Genomic DNA, 20,220 nt, shown 5'->3' with positions numbered 1-20,220 from the left:
GTAGTTGGTCAAGTGTATACAGAGCTATAGAGAATTTTTACTGTGCTCGTGATGAATCATTAAATATAAGAGATAAGCAACGTTTTGAGACTCGAGAAGATATAGAAAAATACTTAATAAGTAAACTGATTAATGAGAGTAAAAACTTACTACAAATAGATACTACAGTGAGTAGCAAGAAAGATTCCAAGAAAGCAATTGATCGTACATATATTAGACAGAATGCTAATAACCGACCAGTTGCGGGTTATGAATATAGTGTAGTTTGCATCGGTGCTCAGCCTAAATGGGCTGTACCAATATCTATAAATAGAGTAAAATCAGATGAGAATAAGTATAGCAAAGGTAGCAAACAAATAATAAAAATTGTTAAGCAAATACCACAAAAGGCTCTAAATATAACAGTAGGTGATGCAGGTTATAGCACTCTATCTTTCATTCACCCGCTGCACAATGAAGCAAATACGGTGACAATAACCCGCCAAAGAATTAATCGCAGTATTTACAAAATATATACAGAGGAGCAAAAAACAAGAGGGCGTAAAAGATTTTATGGAGCTAAGATTTCTTGTAGTAGTTCTGATAATTTACTGATTCCAGATACAGAAGAAACTGTAGTAAAAGCTACAAAAAATGGTAACATATCAATTAGTATTTCACTATTTAAGAATTATCTAATCAAGGGTAAGACACAGCATATCATGTCTGATAAACCGCTAAATTTTATTCAGGTTAAGGTGTTAGATGCATCAGGAAATAGGAAATATAACAGAGATTTATGGTTATGTGTTTCTGGTCAACAAAAGGATAAAATCAGTGGTAAAGAAGTATATGAATACTATAGACAAAGGTTTGATATTGAGCATTTTTTAAAATTTGGTAAGTCAAAATTATTGATGGATAAATTTCAAACAAATGATCCAAATAAAGATGAGGATTATATGTTATTCGTAATGCTAGCGTACAACATATTGTATCATGCACAATCTTCAGTTAAGGCAAGGAAAGTAAGGGCATGGGATAAAAAAATCAATAGCAATATGTTGTCTCCAAGTGAAGTTTATAGATCTATGCCACAAATTTCCCTTGAAGAAATATTAGCAAAGTCTATATCCAGAGGGATACCAGATCATAGAAATATTAGAAATAATCATCAGGTCAAACCATTTGCACCAGTAATACGCAAAAGTAATAAACATGGTAAGTTGGAAATTACAATAAAATCAAGTTTTGATGGAAGTAATCAAATTACCAAAACCTCATTTAATAAAAAGCTAGCATTACCCAATAATATTAGTGAGTATAAACCAGCAATATTAGACAAAATTGCTACAGTTTTTGATACATTATGTACCCAAATAGAATAAATAAATTTTGTTATTACTAAAAAAGTATAAAAAAATTGGAATACATTTCTCCTTATGGAAAGGATTTTGTCAAAACTTCAGATTTATGAACATTAACAAACACATTTTTAGGGCTTATGACATAAGAGGTAATAGCCTTACCGATTTAACAGTAGAAGTAGCTTATAAGGTTGGTTTTTGCTTTGCAAAAATGACCATAAAGAATGACAATAACAAAATCTGCGTCGGTATGGATGGGCGGCTTAGCTCTCCTACCCTTTATAAAGCTTTAGAGATGGGTTTAATTGATGCAGGGGCTGAGGTCATAAATATTGGTGTTGTCCCAAGTCCAGTTCTATATTTTGCTGATAAAAAATTTACACCAGCTGGTAGTATTATGGTTACTGGCTCTCACAATCCTCGTGATGATAACGGCTTTAAAATAATACAACATGGCAGATCTTTTTTTGGTTCTCAAATACAGGATTTATTAACAGAGATTTTAAATACTGACTTCAATGTCATTCCTGCGGAAGCAGGAATCCAGCTTAATATGAATATGGATTCCCGCTTTCGCGGGAATGACAGGAAAGGCGGAAATAACAGTGAGGGCGGGAATGACATACAATCAAAATACCTAAATCGTATTTTAGAAAAAATAATAGTAAATTCCAACCTAAAAGTAGCTTGGGACCCTGGTAACGGAGCAACCGGAAATATTGTTGAAGAGCTAAAAAATCATTTAAATAATGAAAACATAACTATTAATAGTAAGATTGATGGAAACTTTCCAAGTCATCATCCTGACCCTACTAAGGCTGATAATTTACAGGAATTAATTAAACTAGTTAAAGAACAAAATTGCGAGCTTGGTATAGCTTTTGATGGCGATGGCGATAGAATTGGCATTGTGAGTTCAAGCGGTAAGATGTTATTTGGTGATCAAATTTTATGCATTTTTGCTGAGGATATTTTAAAAGAAAACCCGAATGCTACTATAATACTTGATGTAAAAGCCAGCCAGCTCATAGCCGATAGAATCAAATCATATGGCGGGCAAGCTATAATATGGCGAACTGGTCATCCATTTATTAAAAGTAAAATGGCTGAGTCAAAGGCTTTACTAGCCGGTGAGATGAGCGGGCATATATTCTTTGCCGATAAATATTTCGGTTTTGACGATGCAATCTATGCAGCATTAAGATTTTTGGATTTACTGACTAGATCAAGCAAAACTTTAGACGAAATAATCGATGAGCTACCGAAAAGCTATAACACGCCGGAAGTTAAAATTTTTGTTTCTTCTGAATTAAAATTACAAATTATTGAAGAAATCAAAGAAAAATTACTAAAGGATAAAATAGAATTTAATGATATTGATGGAGTAAGAGTAAACACAGAAGATGGTTGGTGGTTATTGCGTAGTTCTAATACTGAATCTGCCATTATTGCAAGAGCTGAATCAAGTAATGCTGAAAAATTAGAAGAGCTAAAAACGATGATTAATCAATTATTAAGCAAGTACGGACTTAATATTTAAGTGCAAAAAAAAGCAATAATCATCTTATGTGGTCCTACTGCTAGCGGAAAATCTTATCTAGGTCATGCACTTGCTAAAGCGTGCGGCGGGGAAATAATAAATATCGACTCAATGCAAGTTTATAAAGAAATTCCAATTATTACCGCCTCCCCTCCGGAAAGCTATAAAAGCGAAATTCCTTATCATTTATATAACTTCTTGCCTATTACTGAAGATTTTTCGGTAGTAAAATATTTAAAGATTGCTGCCGAAAAAATAAATCAGGTAACTACCAGCGGTAAGCTTCCTATATTAATAGGTGGTACGGGATTATATATTAACTCCTTAGTTTTTGGATATAATAATATTCCTGATATATCTGACGATTTAAGACAGCAAGTAAGAAAGCTGCATAACGAAATAGGCAATATAGAGCTACATAATAGGCTTACAAAGCTTGATCCACTAGCTTCATCTAAAATTAATCAATCAGACACTCAGAGGCTAATTAGAGCTTATGAAGTAGTGCTGCAAACCGGCAAGTCTATTTTCTCTTTCCAAACTTTGCCAAAAGAACAAATCTTATCTGAATTTAATTTTAAAATTATCTTCTTAAACCCTGAGAGAAAATTTTTATATAAAATATGTGATGAACGTTTAGCTAATATATTTAAAGATGGTGCAATAGACGAAATTGCTTTAATCAAAAAACAATTCAATCCTGATTATCTAAATTTAAAAGCTGTAGGTATAAAAGAAATTTTGGCTTATCTAGAAAACAAACTAACTTTGGGTGAAGCTTTAAACCTAGCTCAAACACGAACACGCAGGTATGCCAAAAGGCAAATCACATGGTTTAAACATCAGATAAAAGAAAAAATAACTCTAGACTATTCTAACGAAGAAGAGTTTTTACAAGTAACTCGAAAACTTTCTATTCTTATTGACTTGCCAAATAGCAATAAATAATAGACAAGTAGTAAATATTTGAAGTATTTGTAATATTGTACCTAATACCGGTACAAAAGGAACAACTGGCTGCAGTAATATCGGCACTCCACTTGAAAACATTACTAATCTTGTAGCATCTTGTACTGAGACTTTATTAAATAATAATTTGAATGCAACACATACTAATAATATTATAATACTTCTTTCTAAAAAGAATGTTACAAACCACAATAATATAATAGCTGGCATACCAAGATAAATAAATAAATTTGGTAAATGCATTAAATTATCGGCAAAATATTTTTTTATTATTTCAGGAGTTAAAGTCATCTGACTTTGATCGAATAAACTTGAGTAATTAATGGTACGAGGGAAGCTTTTTTTAGTATTATCTATTGCAAAATTTATTGTAAGTTTATCTGCCTCAATTACAAAAGGTATCTTGCTTTTTTCTCTAATTGAAACCTGATTTTTTGTATCAATGACAGCTACTTTATCATTATTTTTATTATACAAATAAATAGGTTCTTCATCTTTTACAAGAATCCGTGAATTAGCATATTGCATTTCCGGTAATTGATTGATGATATACTCAATATTATCTGTCGTTTTTGTCTGTTTTATTCCGTTAAAGCTGTGTTTCAAGATTATTAGATAATTTAATATAAAGATACAATAAATTATTGCTGGAATAAAAGACACAATAAATAAATATCTTATTCCATAACCATGATATTTTTGATATACATCTTTATAGAATTCTATAGAGCTAATTGATCGACGTAACTGGCAGAGTAATGTATTCAATCCTCCTAATATATATGATAACAGATACATTATTTTATTAAACTTTTATACATAAACAGTAGTAATATAGCGTATTATTATAGAAAATTGCAAATTTTTAGTGTATTAAAGTCTAATTTATATATAACTGAAGTTTTGACAAAAAATTTTTATTAAAAAAAGTGGCGAGTGTATCAATCTATAATTTGTATTATATAGCAAATAATTTACTTTAAATTGTAGAAATATCGCTTTTAAGCTGATAAAAGCGCTAAATATTTAACTTTAAATATAAATTTTTACTTTAGTCAGAAAAATTAGAATTTTTCAGGAGTTTCGCACTTAGCAAAAAGTATGTTAATCTAGAGAAAAATAGTTTTAGATAAAAATGACAAGAACAAAATGTAGCAAGGACTTATATAAATCATTTTTACAAGCAAGTAGTGTCAGATATACTAGCAAGGCATTATCTGAAGTGAGTCCAGTAGATCTATCTCACGATAGTGCAAGTCGATGGTTAAAGAGTAAGGATTTTCGTCCTAGCGAAATCTATAAGGAAGTGTCAAAATATATAGATTGGGAAGCACCGTGTTTATTAGTGGGGGATGACACCTTATTATCAAAGCAATACAGTCAGAAGATTGAGCTTGTACGTTATCAATATTCTGGAGCTGTACATGATGTTATACCTGGTATAGGAATGGTAAACTTACTACATTACAATACTAAAATTGCTCAATCTACTCCCGTAGATTATAGAATATATGATAAAGACACTGATGGTAAAACAAAGAATGAGCATTTTTGTGATATGCTTACTTTAGCTAAAGAAAGAGGTCTCAATCCTGATGCCATAGTCATGGATGCTTGGTATAGCGGGTTGGAGAATTTAAAACATATACGTAATTTAGGCTGGCTATGGGTTACCACCCTAAGGAAAAATAGAAAAGTTAATCATAATGTTAGCTTGGAAAGTTTAGAGATACCCGATGAGGGGCTAAAAATTCACCTACGTGGATACGGTTGGGTTACGGTATTTAAGTTTGTGGCAAAGAATGGTCGCATTGATTACATAACAACGAACTTGGAAAATCCCACACGTGAGCAAATAGAGAAAATTGTTAAGGCACGTTGGTCTATAGAGGTTTATCATCGAGAATTAAAACAAACTTGTGGTATTGAACGCTGTCAGGCACGCACGGGCCGAGCTCAAAGAAATCATATTTGCCTTGCAGTATTTGCCTGGCTTGATATGAATAAAAGGAGGATAAATGAAAACATTACTTTATATCAACAAACTTGGGAAGTTATAAAAACATCAATTCAAAACAATATCAGATGGCTTTTAACTGATTCGCAACTTTGCTAAGTGCGAAACTCCTGTTTTTGTCAAAACTTCAGATATAAGTTTATTGATAAAAAATTGAGTCTTTTGCAATGATTGTGTAAATTTTTGTTGAGCCTATATTAGAAGTAATTAAAAATATAGGTAACAGAAATGCAAATAGAGAAGAATACAAAAATAAATGAAGCAATAGATTTGCTGATAAAAGGCGGAGTAGATTTAAAAACAGTACTAAGTCAGAATGGATTAACTAAACAACCCTCAGCTATAAGCTGAGGGGTTATAAAGTGGAATCGATTAGAAATCGATCATCATTCACAGGTTCACCTTCCTGTTCATCAATATAGTGCTGTATCATTTCATCAGTTATATTACCTGAACTGACTGCCATATAGCCCCTAGCCCACAAATGATTGCCCCAAAATTGTTTTCGTAAATGAGTAAATTCTTGCAATAAAATTCTTGAGCTAATGCCTTTTAAATACTGTACTAACTTGCTAAGAGATATTTGCGGCTTATATGAGATAAACATATGTACGTGATCACATGATATTTTCCCTGAAATTATATGTACTTCATGTTCCATGCAAATCTGCCTCAGTAAATCTCTAGTCCTTTCCGATACTTTGCCTATCAATATTCTCTTCCTATATTTTGGTATCCATATAAGATGCACTTTTAAATCATACTGACTATGACTATTCTTTCTATAACTTCTCATATTTCTTGATATAAATTCATTGCTAAAGCAATTTCATTATATCTTCCCTTCGCCTAAAGGCGAGGGATTTTTGATCCCCGAAGGGGGACATTAAGGAAATGATGCTCCTCGCAGCAGAGCTACGAGGTATCTAAAAAAGTTTTAGTTGTTTCTTATGATATCACGAAGCAGAGCTTCGGGGAATTAAACCCTGAGAGATTAATAAATCAGTATATGTAGCTTTAGGAATAGATTTATCTGGCAGAAAGGATATTTTAGGCTTATGGATAAGTGAGAATGAAGGAGCTAAATTTTGGCTTGGTAATTTTACTGAAATGAAGAATCGAGGAGTAAAAGATATCTTAATTGCTTGTAGTGATAATCTAACTGGTATGTCTGATGCTATTGCATCAGTATATCCGAAAACTGAACATCAAATTTGTATTGTCCATCAGATCAGGAATAGCCTCAAATATGTATCATATAAAGATAGAAAGCAATTAGCAGCGGATTTGAAACTAATCTATACTTCTGCTACTGAAAAAGCAGCAGAATTAGCTCTTGAGTCATTTGATCAAAAATGGAGTAAGCAATATCCGCATATAGCTAAATCTTGGTATAATAATTGGGATAATTTGATAATTTTCTTGCAATATCCAAAGGAGATTCGTAAGATTATTTACACTACAAATGCGATAGCATCGCTGAATAGCCAATTGAGAAAAGTTACTAAGAATAAACGCATCTTTCCAAATGATGACGCAGTATTTAAGGTTTTATATCTGACAATTGATTATATTACCAAAAAATGGTCTATGCCTATCCCCAATTGGAATGAAGCTATGGCTCATTTTATGATCAAATTTGATGGTAGAATTTAATGGTTCACGAAATTTACACAATTGATGAGACAGAGCCAAAAAATTATTTATTTACTAATATTTATATTTCGATAAACAATATTAATTTTATATGCTACTTCCTGAAATAACTTTAACTTTAACGGCACTTTTAAGCCAATTCTTCGCCGTAATGCTGCAAGGTAAAAATAGAATTGTTGCTAATATAACTATTTTACTTACCATATTAACAATTTTCATTATTCTAAAATATTCTTACTCTGAAAGTGTATTATACCTAGATTATGTAATGTTTACTACTAATGCAAATATTGCTAATTATAAGGCTATCATATTGATATTTACTATAATATCTATGATAATTTACCGAGATTATTCGGTGCGTAGCGGTGAGCCACTAAAATTTGAATTTATAACTTTGATATTATTATCTACAGTTGGGATTTTTGTGGCAATTTCAGCACAGAATTTTTTATTACTTTTCTGTGCTATGGAGCTTACTGCTCTAACTTCTTATATACTTGCTGGTTTTAAATTGAGCGATATTAAATCATCAGAGGGAGCATTAAAATATTTTATATTAGGCAGTTTAGTTAGCTGCTTATCATTATTCGGTATTTCTTTTATATATGGATTTGGCGGAAGCTTACAATTTTCAGATATATTTTATAAGCTAAATGATAGCTCTTCAGTAAATTTAGGTTTAGTAATTGGTGTAGTGCTATTTTTAAGCAGTATTTTCTTTAAGCTTTCAAGTACCCCATTGCATTTCTGGGCACCAGATGTATATGAGGGATCACCTATTGCTTCGGTTACTTATTTTACAGCAGCTTCAAAAATCGGGGCTGTTGCTATTTTATTAAATATCGAAAATTTAATTATTAAAAACTATCACCCTATTAGCTATAATCTAATAAAAATAATTGCTTTATTATCTATGATATTTGGTGCTCTTGGTGCTATTCGTCAAACTTCCTTAAAAAGATTAATGGCATATAGTACTATTCTAAATATCGGTTATGTATTAATCGGTGTATTGCTGCGTACTGAAGATGGCAATAAAGCTGCTATGCTCTATATGTTAATATATGCAGCCGTAAGTATAGGGTTCTTTACTTGCCTGATTATGTTACTCGGAAACCAAACAGACAAAGCCAATTTTGAAAGCATCCAAGGAATTGCAGCAAATCATAAAGCTATAGCTGCTGCAATTTGTATAATTATGTTTTCTATGATAGGTATCCCGCCGCTTGCTGGCTTTCTTGGAAAATACTACCTCTTTTACCAAGCAATTACCCAAGAAGAGTTTTTGCTTGCTTACTTTGGTATCTTTACTAGCGTCATTGCGGCTTTTTACTATCTTAAAATAATTAAAACGATGTATTTTGCTGAAAAACCTAATCCAACAAAAATACCTATTTCCTACGGGTTATTATTAATTAACTTTGTAGTAATAGGGTTTTTACTTTTCGGATCTTTAATTATTTCGTCTTAGGTTTAAATGAATTTAAGTAGATATAAGTTATTTGTTTTTGATGAATTAGATAGCACAAACCTTGAAGCCATTAGAATGGCTAAAAATAACAAACCTGATAGAGATTATATCATACTTGCTAAATCTCAAACCGAAGGACGTGGCAGAAGCGGTAAAAACTGGCAATCTACTTCCGGCAATTTACATGCTAGTTTACTAATTAAACCAAATAAAGAGCTTGAATTATTACCACAATTGTCTTTCGTTACAGCCCTAGCGGTTTATGATAGTGTGGTACATGTCATACCGTGGCTTGACCACGGTCTCCAGAAAATAAACGGGATCCCTATACAAGCACGCAGGATGATGCCACTAGTTCTTAAAAAAATCCAATTAAAATGGCCAAATGATGTTCTAGTAGGTGGTAAAAAAATATCCGGTATACTTCTTGAGGCGGTTAAAGTAGAAGATGCTTATTATCTTATTATTGGTGTTGGTATTAACATAACCTATCACCCAATAAATATCGACCAACCTACCACTAGCTTAGTATCTGAAGAACTCCCTATTATCACACCTCAAGCTTTACTTGAAATATTAATAGCAAATTTTGAAAAATATTACCAAATCTGGGAGAAAGAAGGCTTTTCATTTATTAGAGAAACATGGCTAAAACATGCTTATAACTTACATGAAAATATTAGTGTTAAATATCAAAATGACATTGTTACAGGCACTTTTCAAGGTATCGATTCCATAGGTAGAATAATATTGCAACTACCTTCCAAAAAAATACTCTCTTTTTCCACTGCTGAACTTTCCTTTTAACCTGAATTCTGGATTAGCTAATTTTGAGATATAGCAGGTTTGTTAACGCTAATTTAGGATAAGGGATAGATAGAAAGCTTATAGATAAAGGGTTTAAAGGAGATTAATGTTGAGTTATGATAGATTTTTTTAATAAAAGATCAGTAACTCAACATGAAAAGATGTATCATAACTGTATATATTATTTAGTAGATAATTTGTGTAAAATATATGAAGAATGGATAGAACACCGTCTATTATCAACAAATCAGCAAAGGCATAGAATAGGAAAATTAAGTCTTGCAGAATTGATGACAATAGTCATATATTTTTATCTATCGCCTTGCAAGGACTTTAAAAACTATTATTTATACTACTTACCGCATAAATATAAGGGTTACTTTAATTTACCATGTTATAGTAGAATAGTACAATTATGGCCAAGGTTAATATTGCCATTGTCAATAATGTTGCAATTACTACGAGGCGAAGATACGGGAATATATTTTATTGATTCAACAAAACTATCTATTTGTCATGCTAAGCGCACTTCTAGTAATAGAGTTTTTGGTAAAATTGCCAAAGTTGGGATGAGTAGTTATGGTTGGTTTATGGGATTTAAATTACATTTAATCATTAATTGACTAACGAATATTAGAATTACCCTCAACGAACATTAAAATTACCTATAAAAAAGAAGTAACTATGGACAGTAAAATCGAATAAAAATTTATTTTTAAATATTTAAATATTATTCGAGAATTACTGATGACATGTACAAATAACCAAGTAGGTATTTTAATGCAAAAGATCAAAAAATATAATCAGATAATTTCTGCTGCAAAAGCAGGTATGAGTATAAAAACGGCACGTAAGTATTTACGTATTAATAAGTATCCAAGCGAATTACGCACAATACGTAAATATAGGACACGTAAGGATCCATTTGTGAAGCACTGGGATGAAATAGAATCAATGCTAGAATCAGCACCGGAGTTGCAAGCAACTACCATATTAGCATATTTGACAGAAAAGTGTCATGGGAATTATAATGGGAAGCAATTACGCTGTTTGCAGAAAAGGTTGAAACAATGGAGAGCTGCACATGGTAAGGATAAGACAGTAATCTTTTTACAAAATATTCTTCCTGGCAAACAGAGTCAGTCTGATTGGACCAATATGAATCAATTGGGTATTTGTATTGGTGGGCAACCATATCCTCACTTACTATTTCATTTTATGTTGCCTTATTCATGTTGGGAAACTTTTAGCATATGCCATAGTGAAAGTTTTGATACATTAGCATCAGGGTTTGAAAAAGCTGTATGGGAGTTAGGTGGAGTTTTACCAGAGCATCGTACAGATAATTTAAGTGCAGCTACCAAGCAATGTGGTAATAGTAGACAATTTACAGAAAGATGGCAAGAATTGCTTGGTTATTACAATGTTGCACCATCGCGAAATAATCCAGGCGTCAGTCATGAAAATGGTTCTGTTGAAAAAAGTCATGATACATTTAAGCAAGCAGTGAATCAACATCTGCTATTACGTGGATCACGTAATTTTGTTGATTTAAAAGCTTATGAATTATTCCTTACACAAATTAAAGAAAAGCGAAATAGCTGTAGAAAAGAAAAATTAGCTGAAGAATGAGTTCATTTAAAAGAGTTACCAATCAGGAAATGGAATGCACCTACAATATTATCAGTACGTGTTAATCCAAGCAGTACAGTTAGTATTTTATCTGTAGCTTATTCTGTGCCTAGTCGCTTAATAGGTTATACTTTAAAAGCTTATATTTATTCTGAAGAAATAGAGCTTTACTATGGTAACAAATGTTTACAAAAAATGTCTAGAATCAGCAATGGCTATGTTATTGATTATAGACATATTATTGATAGTTTAGTACGTAAACCTGGAGCATTTGTTCAATATCAATATTATGAAGCTTTATTCCCACGTGCTATATTTCGTCAGGTATATGACCAGCTTATCTCTATATATCCATATAAAGGGCATAAAATATATCTTAAAATATTACAATTAGCAAAAATGTATGGAGAATTGAATGTAGTTACTGCATTAGAAGTGCTATTAGAAAAGAAGATTGAGCCAATAATTGATCATATTACAGATTTACTAAATAGCCAGACTCAAACTGTTTGTTCAGTAAAAATTAATCAACCAATACTGTCTGAATATGATCAATTACATTGCTTTAAAACAATGGAGGTTGCATGAGTAAACAGATAATAACTCCGCAACCGCTAAATAATTTACTCAAGAACCTTTGCTTACCTACTTTTGCATCGTGCTATAAATCAGTTGCAGAAAGCTTTGAGCAAGAAAAGAAAACATATATAGATTATCTACAGGAGTTAGCCATACGTGAGTTAGAACATAGACAACAACAACGTATTGCCAGATTGCTGAAGCAAGCAAAACTCTCTCGAGATAAGTTATTAAGCAACTTTGATATTAAGCGTATCCCAGGATTATCGCCAACTAAGATCCAATATCTTGCACAAGGAGAATTTATGGATCGCTATGAAAATATACTTATTTTTGGTAATCCTGGCACTGGCAAAAGTCATCTTAGTATAGGTTTAGCACGTGAGTGGTGTCTTGCTGGTAGACGTGTATTATACAGGAGTTTCGCACTTAGCAAATAATATGCTAATCTAGAGAAAAATAGTTTTAGATAAAAATGACAAGATCAAAATGTAGCAAAGATTTATATAAATCATTCTTACAAGCAAGTAGTGTAAGATATACTAGCAAAGCATTATCTGAAGTAAGTCCATTAGATCTATCGCACGATAGTGCAAGTCGATGGTTAAAGAGTAAGGATTTTCGCCCTAGCGAAATCTATAGCAAAGTGTCAAAATATATTGATCTGGAAGATCCTTGTTTATTAGTGTGAGATGACACCTTATTGTCAAAGCAATACAGTAAGAGGATCGAGCTTGTAAATTATCAATATTCTGGGGCTGTACATGATGTTATACCTGGTATAGGAATGGTAAACTTACTGCATTACAATACTCAAATTGATCAATCTACTCCTGTAGATTATAGAATATATGATAAAGAAACTGATGGTAAAACAAAGAACGAGCATTTTTGTGATATGCTTACTTTAGCTAAAGAAAGAGGTATCAAGCCTGATGCTATAGTTATGGATGCTTGGTATAGTGGTTTGGATAATTTAAAACATATACGTAATTTAGGTTGGATATGGGTTACCAACCTAAGAAAAAATAGAAAAGTTAATCGTAATGTTAGCTTGGAAACTTTAGAGATTCCCGATGAAGGGCTAAAAATTCACCTACGTGGATACGGTTGGGTTACGGTATTTAAGTTTGTGGCAAAAAATGGTCGCATTGATTACATAACAACTAATTTAGAGAATCCTACACGTGAGCAAATAGAGAAAATTGTTAAGGCGCGTTGGTCTATAGAAGTTTATCATCGAGAATTGAAACAAACTTGTGGTATTGAATGCTGTCAGGCACGCACGGGTCGAGCTCAAAGAAATCATATTTGCCTTGCTGTATTGGCCTGGCTTGATATGAACAAAAGGAGGATAAATGAAAACATTACTTTATATCAACAAACTTGGGAAGTTATAAAAACATCAATTCAGAACAACATTAAATGGCTTCTAACTAATACACAATTTTGCTAAGTGCGAAACTCCTGTTATATACAACAGCAGCTAATTTGGTTCAACAATTACTAGAAGCAAAGCTTAGTTTAAAACTTAAGCAAATTATTAAAAAATTCGATTATTTTGAAATATTGATAATTGATGATATATCATATGTACCATATAATCGTGAAGAAACTGATGTTTTATTTACCTTATTAGCTGAACGTTATGAAATGCGTAGTGTATTAATTACTAGCAATTTAGTTTTTGCAAAATGGAATACTATTTTTAAAGATGAAATGACTACGTCAGCAGTTATTGACAGATTGGTTCACCATTCTTCAATTCTTGAACTCAATACTGAAAGTTATAGAATCGCTACAGCTAAAGGCAAAAAATGAACTATAAAATCGGAGGATAATAATGTAACACTTTAGACAATATTTTTTACTCAAAAATGGGTAATTTTAATATTCGTCATGGGTAATTCTAATGTTCGTTCATCATCCGAAAACTGAACATCAAATTTGTATTGTCCATCAGATCAGGAATAGCCTCAAATATGTATCATATAAAGATAGAAAGCAATTAGCAGCGGATTTGAAACTCATCTATACTTCTGCTACTGAAAAAGAAGCAGAATTAGCTCTTGAGTCATTTGATCAAAAATGGAGTAAGCAATATCCGCATATAGCTAAATCTTGGTATAATAATTGGGATAATTTGATAATTTTCTTGCAATATCCAAAGGAGATTCGTAAGATTATTTACACTACAAATGCGATAGAATCGCTGAATAGCCAATTGGAGTCTTTTGCAATGATTGTGTAAATTTTTGTTGAGCCTATATTAGAAGTAATTAAAAATATAGGTAACAGAAATGCAAATAGAGAAGAATAAAAAAATAAATGAAGCAATAGATTTGCTGATAGAAGGCGGAGTAGATTTAAAAACAGTACTAAGTCAGAATGGAATGATGCTCCTCGCAGCAGAGCTACGAGGTATCTAAAAAAGTTTTAGTTGTTTCTTATGATATCACGAAGCAGAGCTTCGGGGAATTAAACCCTGAGAGATTAATTAAGGAATTAACCAAGGGTATTTTAGAGCGAGCACTGCATGCTGAGATGTCAGAACATTTATAGCTAACACGGAAATGTTTCTACCATAGATTAGGAAAAACTTAGGCATTGATCAATAATTTTATGTAAACAGTTTTTAAAGTTAGTCCAGCAATGTTTAATAGGATTTAGATCTGGTGAATATGTGAGTAAATACAAAAACTATGGTAAAAACCTTTTCGCGTTAGCTATAGGTTATAGCAAGTATGATAGAGCTGAAACTGAGAATGCGAGGAATGGTAGTTTTAGTAAGAATCTGATTAGTGAGAATGGTACTATAGAGATAAATGTTCCAAGAGACAGACAAGGTAAATTTGAACCTATAATAGTCTCAAAGAAACAAACAAGAATAGATGGCTTAGACCAAAAGATAATATCCTTATATGCGAAGGGTATGAGTGTGTCTGATATGAAAACACAATTGCAAGAATTATATGGAGCTGAGATCAGTGAGAGCCTAATCAGCAGGATTACAGATGAAGTAATAGATGAGGTCAAGATTTGGCAGAGTAGACCTCTTGAATCAGTATACCCTATAGTATATTTTGACTGTTTAGTAGTGAAAGTAAGACAAGATAAACTTATTATTAATAAATCAGTATATGTAGCTTTAGGAATAGATTTATCTGGCAGAAAGGATATTTTAGGCTTATGGATAAGTGAGAATGAAGGAGCTAAATTTTGGCTTGGTAATTTTACTGAAATGAAGAATCGAGTAGTAAAAGATATCTTAATTGCTTGTAGTGATAATCTAACTGGTATGTCTGATGCTATTGCATCAGTATATCCGAAAACTGAACATCAAATTTGTATTGTCCATCAGATCAGGAATAGCCTCAAATATGTATCATATAAAGATAGAAAGCAATTAGCAGCGGATTTGAAACTAATCTATACTTCTGCTACTGAAAAAGAAGCAGAATTAGCTCTTGAGTCATTTGCTCAAAAATGGAGTAAGCAATATCCGCATATAGCTAAATCTTGGTATAATAATTGGGATAATTTGATAATTTTCTTGCAATATCCAAAGGAGATTCGTAAGATTATTTACACTACAAATGCGATAGAATCGCTGAATAGCCAATTGAGAAAAGTTACTAAGAATAAACGCATCTTTCCAAATGATGACGCAGTATTTAGTCTATCCGCCAAAAACACTTCAAATCCTGATCATTTGTAATGGGATAGAGTTTTGACAACAAATTGCTAAGATTTTCAATAAAAATTAATAAGTTATGTTAATTTTTACTGATACATTTCTGTGTTGGTCTAATTTTGATATGGAGCTATTGTTAACGATTTTTTATCGTTCATCTAGTTTTTGCATGATGATATTTTTGATTTATGTGGAGTTAGACACGATTTGTAAATGATTTGCAATGCATCGTAAATTCAAACCAATAGCAGAGATTATTGGATTGATAATATCTCCTATCATACCTTTCAAGAAGTTTCTACCCATCCGACCATATTGCTTTAAGTGACCTATTATTGGTTCTATGGCACTGCGTCTCTTGATCATAGACTTGTCCTCTTGTAACAACTTCTTCCGCGTTTTTGGGGTATATACCTTACTCTTCTCCTTTACATTGCTACCACTATACCCAAGATCAACAAATGATTTCTTTATCTTGATTCCAGTGACACTCTCTACTGCTTCAAAGCTCTGATGCAATGTATGACCATCATAAGGATTATTATGAAACGATTTTGCGGATAAAACAAAATTTCTACGACCACTTACTACTACCGCTACTTTATTGCCAAACTCATATGGCTTGTTGCGTTTTCCCTTTCCTATACACTCTACTTCAGGGGCATGAAAACTATATAGTCCGTCCGCCAAAACTCTACAAGCCTTATAGATAATATGGTTTTAAGACAAGAAGTAATACAACAATCCGTAAGAAAATGATAAAATATGGTCATAAACCTTATGGATTTCAGTCAATGCCAATAGACAACATTATCAAATCGCAAGAACAAGGGAAACTGTTTGGTTATAAATTAAAAGAAGAATTAAACCCAAATAATAAGCTATATAAATTAAGAGAATTAATAAATTGGTCTAGGCTCGAAGAGTGGTTATCAAAAAATGTTTGTATTAAGAAATTTGGTAGAAATAGAAAATGTCATAGAGTGATGCTTGGCATAACGATGCTACAAGCAATGTATAATTTTTCAGATTCATTATCAGAGGAAGAGCTAAAAGAGAATATGTATTGGCAGTATTTCTGCGGGTGGGAATATATAGAAAAAGACATAGCTATCTCGGAAACTAGTATACGACGGTTTCGTAGTGTATTAGGTGAAGCTGGATATAATGAGATATTATCGGAGTTGATCAGGGTTGGGATAAAAACTAACACAATTAAAAAAAAAGATTTGGAATTAATCATCGCTGATACGACTGTACAAATTAAGAATATCAAACACCCACACGATGTTTATTTAATGGATAAAGCTAGGCTTAGCATAGTAAAGCTTTGCAACAGTTTGGGTATACATTTGAATGAAACATACGCTAGAACCTATAAACGCGATATAGTAAAGCTATGGAAATATAAAGAACATAGTAAAGCCAAGAAGCGTTGGAAAATAATGAAGCATTTAAAAATATTACTGGGTCGTTTGATTAGAGTATGTGAGCGTGAGATCAAAAATAAGCAATTAAACTTGTCTCTCAAAAATCAAGAAGTATTGCAAAAAATAAAACAAATACATAACCAATCTGTTTTAAAAAGAGAAGCTAAAAAGCAATATAAAGAAGATAACAAAGTATTATATAGTTTTCATGCCCCTGAAGTAGAGTGTATAGGAAAGGGAAAACGCAACAAGCCATATGAGTTTGGCAATAAAGTAGCGGTAGTAGTAAGTGGTCGTAGAAATTTTGTTTTATCCGCAAAATCGTTTCATAATAATCCTTATGATGGTCATACATTGCATCAGAGCTTTGAAGCAGTAGAGAGTGTCACTGGAATCAAGATAAAGAAATCATTTGTTGATCTTGGGTATAGTGGTAGCAATGTAAAGGAGAAGAGTAAGGTATATACCCCAAAAACGCGGAAGAAGTTGTTACAAGAGGACAAGTCTATGATCAAGAGACGCAGTGCCATAGAACCAATAATAGGTCACTTAAAGCAATATGGTCGGATGGGTAGAAACTTCTTGAAAGGTATGATAGGAGATATTATCAATCCAATAATCTCTGCTATTGGTTTGAATTTACGATGCATTGCAAATCATTTACAAATCGTGTCTAACTCCACATAAATCAAAAATATCATCATGCAAAAACTAGATGAACGATAAAAAATCGTTAACAATAGCTCCATATCAAAATTAGACCAACACAGAAATGTATCAGTAAAAATTAACATAACTTATTAATTTTTATTGAAAATCTTAGCAATTTGTTGTCAAAACTCTATCCCATTACAAATGATCAGGATTTGAAGTGTTTTTGGCGGATAGACTTATTAGGTATAGAGCGTCATACGATATCAAATTGGATTAGACGTTATCAGGAGTTTCGCACTTAGCAAAGTTGCGAATCAGTTAAAAGCCATCTGATATTGTTTTGAATTGATGTTTTTATAACTTCCCAAGTTTGTTGATATAAAGTAATGTTTTCATTTATCCTCCTTTTATTCATATCAAGCCAGGCAAATACTGCAAGGCAAATATGATTTCTTTGAGCTCGGCCCGTGCGTGCCTGACAGCGTTCAATACCACAAGTTTGTTTTAATTCTCGATGATAAACCTCTATAGACCAACGTGCCTTAACAATTTTCTCTATTTGCTCACGTGTGGGATTTTCCAAGTTCGTTGTTATGTAATCAATGCGACCATTCTTTGCCACAAACTTAAATACCGTAACCCAACCGTATCCACGTAGGTGAATTTTTAGCCCCTCATCGGGTATCTCTAAACTTTCCAAGCTAACATTATGATTAACTTTTCTATTTTTCCTTAGGGTGGTAACCCATAGCCAGCCTAAATTACGTATATGTTTTAAATTCTCCAACCCGCTATACCAAGCATCCATGACTATGGCATCAGGATTGAGACCTCTTTCTTTAGCTAAAGTAAGCATATCACAAAAATGCTCATTCTTTGTTTTACCATCAGTGTCTTTATCATATATTCTATAATCTACGGGAGTAGATTGAGCAATTTTAGTATTGTAATGTAGTAAGTTTACCATTCCTATACCAGGTATAACATCATGTACAGCTCCAGAATATTGATAACGTACAAGCTCAATCTTCTGACTGTATTGCTTTGATAATAAGGTGTCATCCCCCACTAATAAACACGGTGCTTCCCAATCTATATATTTTGACACTTCCTTATAGATTTCGCTAGGACGAAAATCCTTACTCTTTAACCATCGACTTGCACTATCGTGAGATAGATCTACTGGACTCACTTCAGATAATGCCTTGCTAGTATATCTGACACTACTTGCTTGTAAAAATGATTTATATAAGTCCTTGCTACATTTTGTTCTTGTCATTTTTATCTAAAACTATTTTTCTCTAGATTAACATACTTTTTGCTAAGTGCGAAACTCCTGGTTATAAAGAAAATGGAGACTACAGCTCAAGACAACATCTGCAAAGTGGACGTGATGCTAGGTTTACTAATAAGGAGAATATAATTGAATTTTTAGCAAATAATCCTGATAGCCGAGCTACAGATATAAGAAATGCAGTAGCGCCCGAGCTGCCAATGAGCACATTTTATGACACGCTTCATAGAATGAAAATTACATATAAAAAAAGAGCCAAAATACAAAGGCAGGGATGAAGAAGCTAGAAAACAATTTGTGGAATATATTGATCAAATAGCATCTGATAAACTTGTGTATTGTGACGAAATGGGGGTAAGTAATAATATAACCATGTTGTACGGATGATCAGAAAGAGGAACAAGAGCTTACTCAGAGCAAGCAGGTTTTGCTACTGAGCGAGTAAATATAGTTGCTGGTTATAATAGGGCACCAAAGGGCTCTGTCTCATCAATTGTGTAAATTTCGTGAACCATTAAATTCTACCATCAAATTTGATCATAAAATGAGCCATAGCTTCATTCCAATTGGGGATAGGCATAGACCATTTTTTGGTAATATAATCAATTGTCAGATATAAAACCTTAAATACTGCGTCATCATTTGGAAAGATGCGTTTATTCTTAGTAACTTTTCTCAATTGGCTATTCAGCGATTCTATCGCATTTGTAGTGTAAATAATCTTACGAATCTCCTTTGGATATTGCAAGAAAATTATCAAATTATCCCAATTATTATACCAAGATTTAGCTATATGCGGATATTGCTTACTCCATTTTTGATCAAATGACTCAAGAGCTAATTCTGCTTCTTTTTCAGTAGCAGAAGTATAGATTAGTTTCAAATCCGCTGCTAATTGCTTTCTATCTTTATATGATACATATTTGAGGCTATTCCTGATCTGATGGACAATACAAATTTGATGTTCAGTTTTCGGATATACTGATGCAATAGCATCAGACATACCAGTTAGATTATCACTACAAGCAATTAAGATATCTTTTACTCCTCGATTCTTCATTTCAGTAAAATTACCAAGCCAAAATTTAGCTCCTTCATTCTCACTTATCCATAAGCCTAAAATATCCA

The 20,220-nt window shown here is 32.4% G+C and carries 17 protein-coding genes and 6 pseudogenes; 18 read left to right on the top strand and 5 right to left on the bottom strand.

The window, feature by feature from the left end:
- Positions 1–167 precede the first annotated feature (167 nt).
- The 3 genes from AAHI98_RS16965 (at position 168) to miaA (ending at position 3,834) form a co-directional block, all read left to right on the top strand.
- Positions 168–1,367, top strand: coding sequence for a transposase (locus AAHI98_RS16965; protein ID WP_342226555.1), 1,200 nt, complete (start codon positions 168–170; stop codon positions 1,365–1,367).
- Positions 1,368–1,452: 85 nt separating this feature from the next.
- A complete protein-coding gene (locus tag AAHI98_RS16960) occupies positions 1,453–2,886 on the top strand; it encodes a phosphomannomutase/phosphoglucomutase (protein WP_342226554.1) in 1,434 nt (477 codons plus the stop codon).
- Positions 2,887–3,834 carry a tRNA (adenosine(37)-N6)-dimethylallyltransferase MiaA gene (miaA, locus tag AAHI98_RS16955; RefSeq protein ID WP_342226553.1) on the top strand — a complete coding sequence of 316 codons (948 nt, stop codon included), beginning with the start codon at positions 2,887–2,889 and terminating at the stop codon, positions 3,832–3,834.
- Here miaA and AAHI98_RS16950 read toward each other — a convergent pair.
- Positions 3,778–4,653 (bottom strand): DUF1189 family protein, encoded by an 876-nt coding sequence (locus AAHI98_RS16950; protein ID WP_342226552.1) that lies wholly within the window; start codon positions 4,651–4,653, stop codon positions 3,778–3,780. The two genes, miaA and AAHI98_RS16950, sit on opposite strands and share 57 nt — an antisense overlap.
- A gap of 337 nt (positions 4,654–4,990) precedes the next feature.
- On the opposite strand from AAHI98_RS16950, the gene AAHI98_RS16945 reads away from it, so the two are divergent.
- The gene (locus tag AAHI98_RS16945) at positions 4,991–5,971 is read left to right on the top strand and encodes an IS701 family transposase (RefSeq protein ID WP_342224659.1); all 981 of its coding nucleotides are present in this window, start codon (positions 4,991–4,993) and stop codon (positions 5,969–5,971) included.
- Positions 5,972–6,100: 129 nt separating this feature from the next.
- A complete protein-coding gene (locus tag AAHI98_RS16940; RefSeq protein WP_342226551.1) occupies positions 6,101–6,223 on the top strand; it encodes a hypothetical protein in 123 nt (40 codons plus the stop codon).
- Positions 6,224–6,227: 4 nt separating this feature from the next.
- Here the strand turns inward: AAHI98_RS16940 and tnpA are convergent, their stop codons facing one another.
- On the bottom strand, positions 6,228–6,668 hold the full coding sequence (gene tnpA / locus AAHI98_RS16935) for an IS200/IS605 family transposase (protein ID WP_095568239.1): 441 nt from the start codon (positions 6,666–6,668) through the stop codon (positions 6,228–6,230).
- Positions 6,669–6,868: 200 nt separating this feature from the next.
- Between tnpA and AAHI98_RS16930 the strand changes: the two are divergent.
- The 12 genes and pseudogenes from AAHI98_RS16930 to AAHI98_RS16870 form a co-directional block, all read left to right on the top strand.
- Positions 6,869–7,528, top strand: a pseudogene (locus AAHI98_RS16930) (IS256 family transposase); the annotation flags it as partial.
- Positions 7,529–7,619: 91 nt separating this feature from the next.
- Complete coding sequence (gene nuoN / locus AAHI98_RS16925) at positions 7,620–9,002, top strand: NADH-quinone oxidoreductase subunit NuoN (RefSeq protein ID WP_342226550.1); 1,383 nt, start codon at positions 7,620–7,622, stop codon at positions 9,000–9,002.
- A gap of 6 nt (positions 9,003–9,008) precedes the next feature.
- Complete coding sequence (locus AAHI98_RS16920; RefSeq protein WP_342226549.1) at positions 9,009–9,809, top strand: biotin--[acetyl-CoA-carboxylase] ligase; 801 nt, start codon at positions 9,009–9,011, stop codon at positions 9,807–9,809.
- Positions 9,810–9,962: 153 nt separating this feature from the next.
- Positions 9,963–10,429 (top strand): annotated as a pseudogene (locus AAHI98_RS16915) (transposase); the annotation flags it as partial.
- Between the two features lie 127 nt (positions 10,430–10,556).
- Positions 10,557–11,441 carry an IS21 family transposase gene (istA, locus tag AAHI98_RS16910; protein ID WP_342226547.1) on the top strand — a complete coding sequence of 295 codons (885 nt, stop codon included), beginning with the start codon at positions 10,557–10,559 and terminating at the stop codon, positions 11,439–11,441.
- Between the two features lie 21 nt (positions 11,442–11,462).
- The gene (locus AAHI98_RS16905) at positions 11,463–12,029 is read left to right on the top strand and encodes a Mu transposase domain-containing protein (RefSeq protein ID WP_410526274.1); all 567 of its coding nucleotides are present in this window, start codon (positions 11,463–11,465) and stop codon (positions 12,027–12,029) included.
- Positions 12,026–12,460 (top strand): ATP-binding protein, encoded by a 435-nt coding sequence (locus tag AAHI98_RS16900; protein ID WP_342226546.1) that lies wholly within the window; start codon positions 12,026–12,028, stop codon positions 12,458–12,460. Before AAHI98_RS16905 ends, AAHI98_RS16900 begins: the two co-directional genes overlap by 4 nt.
- 35 nt (positions 12,461–12,495) lie before the next feature.
- Positions 12,496–13,476: pseudogene (locus AAHI98_RS16890) on the top strand (IS701 family transposase).
- Positions 13,470–13,841 (top strand): ATP-binding protein, encoded by a 372-nt coding sequence (locus tag AAHI98_RS16885; RefSeq protein WP_342226543.1) that lies wholly within the window; start codon positions 13,470–13,472, stop codon positions 13,839–13,841. The pseudogene AAHI98_RS16890 and the gene AAHI98_RS16885 overlap by 7 nt, the downstream one beginning before the upstream one ends.
- A 103-nt stretch (positions 13,842–13,944) precedes the next feature.
- Positions 13,945–14,247, top strand: a pseudogene (locus AAHI98_RS16880) (transposase); the annotation flags it as partial.
- Positions 14,248–14,320: 73 nt separating this feature from the next.
- Positions 14,321–14,449, top strand: coding sequence for a hypothetical protein (locus AAHI98_RS16875; RefSeq protein WP_342224793.1), 129 nt, complete (start codon positions 14,321–14,323; stop codon positions 14,447–14,449).
- Positions 14,450–14,748: 299 nt separating this feature from the next.
- Positions 14,749–15,696, top strand: a pseudogene (locus tag AAHI98_RS16870) (IS256 family transposase); the annotation flags it as partial.
- 204 nt (positions 15,697–15,900) lie between these two features.
- On the opposite strand, the gene AAHI98_RS16865 reads toward AAHI98_RS16870, so the two are convergent.
- Positions 15,901–16,404, bottom strand: coding sequence for a transposase (locus AAHI98_RS16865; RefSeq protein WP_342225136.1), 504 nt, complete (start codon positions 16,402–16,404; stop codon positions 15,901–15,903).
- A gap of 65 nt (positions 16,405–16,469) precedes the next feature.
- On the opposite strand from AAHI98_RS16865, the gene AAHI98_RS16860 reads away from it, so the two are divergent.
- A complete protein-coding gene (locus AAHI98_RS16860) occupies positions 16,470–17,831 on the top strand; it encodes an IS5 family transposase (protein WP_342224717.1) in 1,362 nt (453 codons plus the stop codon).
- A gap of 265 nt (positions 17,832–18,096) precedes the next feature.
- Here AAHI98_RS16860 and AAHI98_RS16855 read toward each other — a convergent pair whose 3' ends face one another.
- Positions 18,097–19,077, bottom strand: a complete 981-nt coding sequence (locus tag AAHI98_RS16855) for an IS701 family transposase (RefSeq protein WP_342224659.1) — start codon at positions 19,075–19,077, stop codon at positions 18,097–18,099.
- Between the two features lie 529 nt (positions 19,078–19,606).
- Positions 19,607–20,218, bottom strand: a pseudogene (locus AAHI98_RS16850) (IS256 family transposase); the annotation flags it as partial.
- Between the last annotated feature and the right edge of the window lie 2 nt (positions 20,219–20,220).

Source organism: Rickettsia endosymbiont of Urophora cardui (assembly GCF_964030725.1).
Lineage (GTDB): Bacteria > Pseudomonadota > Alphaproteobacteria > Rickettsiales > Rickettsiaceae > Rickettsia.
Note: the sequence above shows the minus strand (reverse complement) of the source record. Positions and strands in the feature narration are given on the sequence as shown.

Excerpts from the sequence above, each read along its gene's own strand:
- tnpA (WP_095568239.1), bottom strand. The coding sequence starts at position 6,668 with ATGAGAAGTTATAGAAAGAATAGTCATAGTCAGTATGATTTAAAAGTG.
- AAHI98_RS16855 (WP_342224659.1), bottom strand. The coding sequence starts at position 19,077 with ATGACAAGAACAAAATGTAGCAAGGACTTATATAAATCATTTTTACAA.
- AAHI98_RS16960 (WP_342226554.1), top strand. The coding sequence starts at position 1,453 with ATGAACATTAACAAACACATTTTTAGGGCTTATGACATAAGAGGTAAT.
- AAHI98_RS16950 (WP_342226552.1), bottom strand. The coding sequence starts at position 4,653 with ATGTATCTGTTATCATATATATTAGGAGGATTGAATACATTACTCTGC.
- AAHI98_RS16900 (WP_342226546.1), top strand. The coding sequence starts at position 12,026 with ATGAGTAAACAGATAATAACTCCGCAACCGCTAAATAATTTACTCAAG.
- AAHI98_RS16875 (WP_342224793.1), top strand. The coding sequence starts at position 14,321 with ATGCAAATAGAGAAGAATAAAAAAATAAATGAAGCAATAGATTTGCTG.
- AAHI98_RS16920 (WP_342226549.1), top strand. The coding sequence starts at position 9,009 with ATGAATTTAAGTAGATATAAGTTATTTGTTTTTGATGAATTAGATAGC.
- istA (WP_342226547.1), top strand. The coding sequence starts at position 10,557 with ATGACATGTACAAATAACCAAGTAGGTATTTTAATGCAAAAGATCAAA.
- AAHI98_RS16940 (WP_342226551.1), top strand. The coding sequence starts at position 6,101 with ATGCAAATAGAGAAGAATACAAAAATAAATGAAGCAATAGATTTGCTG.
- nuoN (WP_342226550.1), top strand. The coding sequence starts at position 7,620 with ATGCTACTTCCTGAAATAACTTTAACTTTAACGGCACTTTTAAGCCAA.
- AAHI98_RS16945 (WP_342224659.1), top strand. The coding sequence starts at position 4,991 with ATGACAAGAACAAAATGTAGCAAGGACTTATATAAATCATTTTTACAA.
- AAHI98_RS16860 (WP_342224717.1), top strand. The coding sequence starts at position 16,470 with ATGATAAAATATGGTCATAAACCTTATGGATTTCAGTCAATGCCAATA.